Source organism: Stackebrandtia sp., from assembly GCF_035643755.1.
In the GTDB taxonomy this organism is placed as follows: domain Bacteria; phylum Actinomycetota; class Actinomycetes; order Mycobacteriales; family Micromonosporaceae; genus Stackebrandtia.
On the sequence record NZ_DASQPW010000120.1, the window covers coordinates 1 to 5,026 of the forward strand.

Genomic DNA, 5,026 nt, shown 5'->3' on the forward strand with positions numbered 1-5,026 from the left:
GTCTCGGCCGCCGCCGGCCGCGGCCCCCGCCGCGCCCGGCTCCACCTGAAACGCATCGACCCCTGGTCGGTCATGAAGTTCTCCTTCGCGGTGTCGATCGTCCTGTTCATCGTGATCATCGTCGCCACGACGGTGCTCTACATCGCGCTGGACGCCATGGGTGTCTTCGACAGCGTCAACGAACTCCTGGTCTCCCTCGTCGGCGGCGGCAGCGGCGGCAACGGCGCCTCCTTCCAGTTCACGGCCAAGGGCGTGATCCTGGTATCGGCCCTGCTCGGCCTGATCAACATGGTGCTGTTCACGGCGTTGTCGACCCTGGGGGCGTTCATCTACAACGTGTGCGCCGACCTGGTCGGGGGCATCGAAGTCACCCTGGCGGAAAAGGAATAGCGCCAGAAGGGACCCGGCGCCGAGAATGGCGTCGGTGTCAGGTAATCTTGCCTGTCGTTGCGGTAAGCCAGACCGCAATCGACGCAAGGCATGCGCCTATAGCTCAGTCGGTTAGAGTGCCGAGCTGATAACTCGGAGGTCGGTGGTTCGAGCCCACCTAGGCGCACGAAAGCGATGAGCGGAGTGTGTTCTGCAAGGCAGAACCGCTTCGCTTTCGTTATTTCTGGCTCGCTTCGCTCGCCGCCACGGGGCGCTGCCCCGTGCTCCCCGCTCAAGGGGGCCGCGGCCCCCTTGAGAATCCCCGCGAGGGCCGGTGTGGCTAGCCGACGTCGAGCAGGAAGCTGGGCGCCCACCAGTAGTCGGACAGCGGCTGGGGCGGGCGCTGGTCGGTGAAGCCGGCGGCGGCGAGGTCGGACAGCCAGTCCGCTATGGACTGTTCGTGGTGGACGGTGTCGGGGTCGAAGTAGCCGAACATGATGGGCATCAAGAAACCCTGGGCCACGGTGTCGCCGTCGGCGTCGTATTCCGCCAGGCCCCGTTCGTAGCGGGTGGCGACGTAGTCGAACCACTCGGGTTCGCAGGAGCGCCCGGGGGTCAGGTCGAACTCGGCGATCAGCAGGCGCGCGGCATGTCGCCGCAGCCAGGTCAACACCTCGAGGCGCTCGGCGCGTTCCACGTTGTGGAGGGCAAAGGTTGACTGGGCAAGCTCCCAGCGGGTGTCGGGTGGCCAGGCGTCGACGCCGCGGGCGAGTTGCTGGACCGTGGCGTTGGCCGAGCGATGCGCGATGCCGCGTTGGGACAGGGCCTGGCCGGTGGAGTCCAGCAGCGCCGTCGACGGCTCGAGCAGATCGACGTCGGTGACGGCGGAACCGTCCAGGGCGGGCAGCAGGGCCAGACCATCCCCGACACCGACGTCGAGCAGGCGGACGGGGCGGTACTGGTCGTAGCGGTCGCGCAGGGCGGCGCTCAGCGCCGCGTACATCGTCACGTTGCCGCCGCCGCGAATGAACGCCGCGAACCCCTCGGGCTGGGTGTAAACGCGTTGCCGCCCCGACTTGCCGACCCTCGCCAGGTACGTGGACGCCGCTCGGTAGAGACGGGAGTCGGGGTGTTGGGCCGCGGCCGTGGCGGCGTAGGTCGCGGCCGCCTCGTCTCGGCCGCGCGCGAACGCCAGCACCGCCAGGTAGAACCAGTCGCGCGCCGTGTGGCAATCGGCCGCCAGGTTTTCGACGTCCTCGCCGTCGACGAATCCGTCCCACAGCCGCCGCGTCACTCGAACGCCTCCTCGGGCGCGAAACCAACGGCGCCGTCGAGGCTCTCGCGCAGGATGTCGGCGTGCCCCGCGTGTCGGTTGGTCTCGGTGAGCACGTGGACCATGACATTGAACAGTTTCACGTCGGGGCGTGGCCACCACGGGACGTGGCCGGGTGCGTCGAGAGTCAGCGCCTCGATGGTGGCGTCGGAGTGTCTCCACACGCGACGGTAGCGGCCGACGATGTCAGCGCGCGTCTCGTCGTCGGAGGCCGTGAAGTTGTCACCGTGCGCCTCGTCATCCCAGCGGGGCGTCGGTTCGGGAAACGGGCGACCGAAAACCTCGCCAAGGTAACGCGACTCCGTTATCGACAGGTGCTTCACCAGCCCGAGCAGATTGGTCCCCGTCACGGTCAACGGGCGCCGTACGTCGGCATCGGCCAGGCCGTCCAGCTTCCACAGCATCGTCTTGCGGACGCCGCGCAGGTAATCGTGCAGATAGGACTTGGCGAACTCGTCATCCATGCGGGCCAATCCTGCCACGCCTCAGCCGACCGCCGCCTTGACCAGGGGGAGGGTGCGGTACGGGATCTGTTCGGCGAGGGCGATGACGGTGGAGGCGCGGACGACGCCGGGGCTGGAGACGATGCGGTCGATGACGCGTTGGAGGTCGGCGTTGGTGTGGGAGACGATGCGGCACATCAGGTCGCCGGTGCCCGTGACCGTGTGGGCCTCGAGGACCTCGGGGATGGAGGCGAGATGGCGGGTGACGGGGTCGTGGCCCGCGACCTGGCGGATCTCGAGGGTGACGAAGGCCGTGACCGTGAAGCCGAGGGCCGTGGGGTTGACCTCGGGGCCGAAGCCGCGGATCACGCCGCGGGCCGTGAGCTTGTCGAGGCGGGCCTGGATGGTGCCGCGGGCGACCGACAGGCGGCGGGCGCATTCCTGGACGCCGATGCGGGGTTCGGTCGACAGCAGGGAGATGAGGCGGGCGTCGAGGGTGTCGATGCGTGGAATGGTGGACATGTTGACTAGCTTATGGGCGGGGTTGGGGGGCGATGTGTGCAAGATGGCCAAGATTTTGGGGCACTCTTGCTCAATCGAGGGTTGTCGATGATGATCATCGCAGTCTGGTGAACGCACGCTCGGAATGGAGGCGGTTGTCATGGTCGACACCGTGATGAATGAGGGTCAGCTGGTCGGCGCGGTCGAGCACGACATCTCTAAGGACGACTTCCCGATCAAGGGCTGGGACCACGTCAGGTTCTATGTGGGCAACGCCAAGCAGGCCGCGCACTACTATTCGACCGCCTTCGGCATGACCCGGGTGGCGTACCGCGGGCCTGAGCAGGGTTTTCGGGACCACGCCGAGTACGTGTTGCGCTCCGGCGGGGTGACGTTCGTGTTCGTCGGCGGCGTGACCGCCGAGGCCGAGGCCACGAGGCATTACGCGCGGCACGGCGACGGGGTCATCGAGGTGGCGCTCGAGGTGCCCGACGTCGACGACAACTACGCGTTCGCGATCAAGCAGGGCGCCACCGGGATCGCCGAGCCGCACGACATCACCGACGAGCACGGCACCGTGCGGGTGGCGTCGATCGCGACGTACGGGGAGACCCGCAACGTGCTGATCGATCGCTCGAAGTACGACGGGCCGTTCCTGCCGGGGTATGTGGCGGCGAAGCCGATCGTGGATCGCAGCGCGGCCATCGAGTCGGGGCGCGAGCCGAAGCGGTACTTCCAGGCCATCGACCACATTGTGGGCAATGTGGAGCTGGGCAAGATGCTGGACTGGGTGGAGTTCTACCAGCGGGTGATGGGCTTCACCAACATCGTGGAGTTCGTCGAGGACGCCATCGCCACCGAGTACTCGGCGCTGATGAGCAAGGTGGTGGCCAACGGCACCCGCAAGGTGAAGTTCCCGATCAACGAGCCCGCCGAGGGCAAGAAGAAGTCGCAGATCGACGAGTACCTGGAGTTCTACGGCGGGCCCGGCGTGCAGCACATGGCCTTGGCGACCAACGACATCCTGGCCAGCGTGGACGCCATGCGGGCCAACGGGGTGGAATTCCTGGAGGCGCCCGACTCGTACTACCAGGACCCCGAGCTGCGGGAGCGGATCGGCACCGTGCGGGTGCCGATCGAGGAGCTGCGGAAGCGTTCGATCCTCGTCGACCGCGACGAGGACGGCTACATGCTGCAGATCTTCACCAAGCCGATGCAGGACCGGCCGTCGGTTTTCTATGAGCTGATCGAGCGCCACGGCTCGCTGAGCTTCGGCAAGGGCAACTTCAAGGCGCTGTTCGAGGCTCTGGAGAAGGAGCAGGAAAAGCGCGGCAACCTGTAGCGACGCGGATCGGCCCGGCGGGTTTGGAACAATTCGATCAATGAGTGATATCGAAGCCGGATGGTACCGCGACCCGGCCGCACCCGAGATGCAGCGCTACTGGGACGGCGAGCAGTGGGTCGGCAAGGCCGTGGGCGTCGACGAGACGCCCCCGGACCAGCCCGAGCCGCTGCCGCCGCCCGCACCGACGGAGCCGGTCGGGCCGGTGCCGCGGCGACCGTCCGGCGACGCCCCGGCGGGCCCGTACCCGGCGATGGTGTTCGGGATGGACAAGCGGGCGCTCGCCAAGCTGTTGCGCGGGCGGGTCCCGGCGAACCCGGGGCTGCGTTTCGTGGCGCGGCTCATCGACATCGTGATCGTCACGGTGATCGCCGGGATCGTCAACGGCTGGTTCATCTACCAGTACATCCTGGAGATCCAGCCGTTGGTGCGCAAGATCATGAGCGACCCGTACCAGCCGACCAGCGAGATTCACGTCAGCGAGCGGCTCACCGAGTTGCAGTTCACCATGCTGATCCTGACGATCCTGGTGTGGTTCGCCTACGAGGTTCCCGCGACCGTCAGGTCGGGCCAGACTCTCGGCAAGCGGGTCATGCAGATCAAGGCGGAACCCGTGTTGGCGCCCCGGATGACCTGGGGGCTGGCCATCTCGCGGTGGTCGCTGATGATGCTGTCGCTGGCGTGTTTCCCGTTCGGGTTCATCGTGGCGATCGCGGACGGGCTGTGGTGCCTGCGGGATCGCCCGTTCCGGCAGTGCCTGCACGACAAGAACCCCGGCACCATCGTGATCGTCGCCACGACGTCCACTCAGAACAAAGAAGGAGACAAAGATGTCCCGCCTGACGAGGGCTGACCTCGATTCGCTGCCGTCGTACGTGCCCGGACGCAACCCGGCCGACCTGGCGCGGGAGCTCGGGCTGACCGAGGCGATCAAGCTGGCCAGCAACGAGGTGCCGTACGGGCTGCTGCCCGGGGTGGCCGAGGCGATCGCCTCCGCCGCCGCCCAGGGGCACCGCTACCCGGACATGGGCGTGCTGG

Annotated in this window: 6 protein-coding genes, 1 tRNA gene and 1 pseudogene; 5 read left to right on the forward strand and 3 right to left on the reverse strand. The window is 67.4% G+C overall.

All coding sequences use genetic code 11. The annotated features are described in order from the left end of the window. Positions 1-390 (forward strand): DUF3566 domain-containing protein (locus VE172_RS09250; protein WP_324800258.1); only part of this gene is annotated, 390 nt, incomplete at its 5' end. A 92-nt stretch (positions 391-482) separates the two neighbouring features. Beyond that, a tRNA-Ile gene (locus VE172_RS09255) sits at positions 483-556 on the forward strand. 153 nt (positions 557-709) lie between these two features. On the opposite strand, the gene VE172_RS09260 is transcribed toward VE172_RS09255, so the two are convergent. Genes VE172_RS09260 through VE172_RS09270 form a run of 3 tightly spaced genes read right to left on the reverse strand, consistent with a single transcriptional unit; the run spans position 710 to position 2,667 of the window. Further along, entirely contained in the window at positions 710-1,663 is a 954-nt protein-coding gene (locus tag VE172_RS09260; protein WP_324800261.1) for a class I SAM-dependent methyltransferase, read from the reverse strand. After that, complete coding sequence (locus VE172_RS09265) at positions 1,660-2,166, reverse strand: DinB family protein (protein WP_324800263.1); 507 nt, start codon at positions 2,164-2,166, stop codon at positions 1,660-1,662. Before VE172_RS09265 ends, VE172_RS09260 begins: the two co-directional genes overlap by 4 nt. A gap of 21 nt (positions 2,167-2,187) precedes the next feature. Beyond that, complete coding sequence (locus VE172_RS09270; RefSeq protein WP_324800266.1) at positions 2,188-2,667, reverse strand: Lrp/AsnC family transcriptional regulator; 480 nt, start codon at positions 2,665-2,667, stop codon at positions 2,188-2,190. Between the two features lie 139 nt (positions 2,668-2,806). Between VE172_RS09270 and hppD the strand changes: the two genes are divergently transcribed. From hppD to VE172_RS09285, 3 genes and pseudogenes are all read left to right on the forward strand, one after another. Further along, positions 2,807-3,988, forward strand: coding sequence for a 4-hydroxyphenylpyruvate dioxygenase (hppD, locus tag VE172_RS09275; RefSeq protein ID WP_324800269.1), 1,182 nt, complete (start codon positions 2,807-2,809; stop codon positions 3,986-3,988). 40 nt (positions 3,989-4,028) lie between these two features. Next, positions 4,029-4,841 (forward strand): RDD family protein, encoded by an 813-nt coding sequence (locus tag VE172_RS09280; RefSeq protein ID WP_324800272.1) that lies wholly within the window; start codon positions 4,029-4,031, stop codon positions 4,839-4,841. Further along, positions 4,819-5,026: pseudogene (locus tag VE172_RS09285) on the forward strand (aminotransferase); the annotation flags it as partial. The gene VE172_RS09280 and the pseudogene VE172_RS09285, both read left to right, overlap by 23 nt.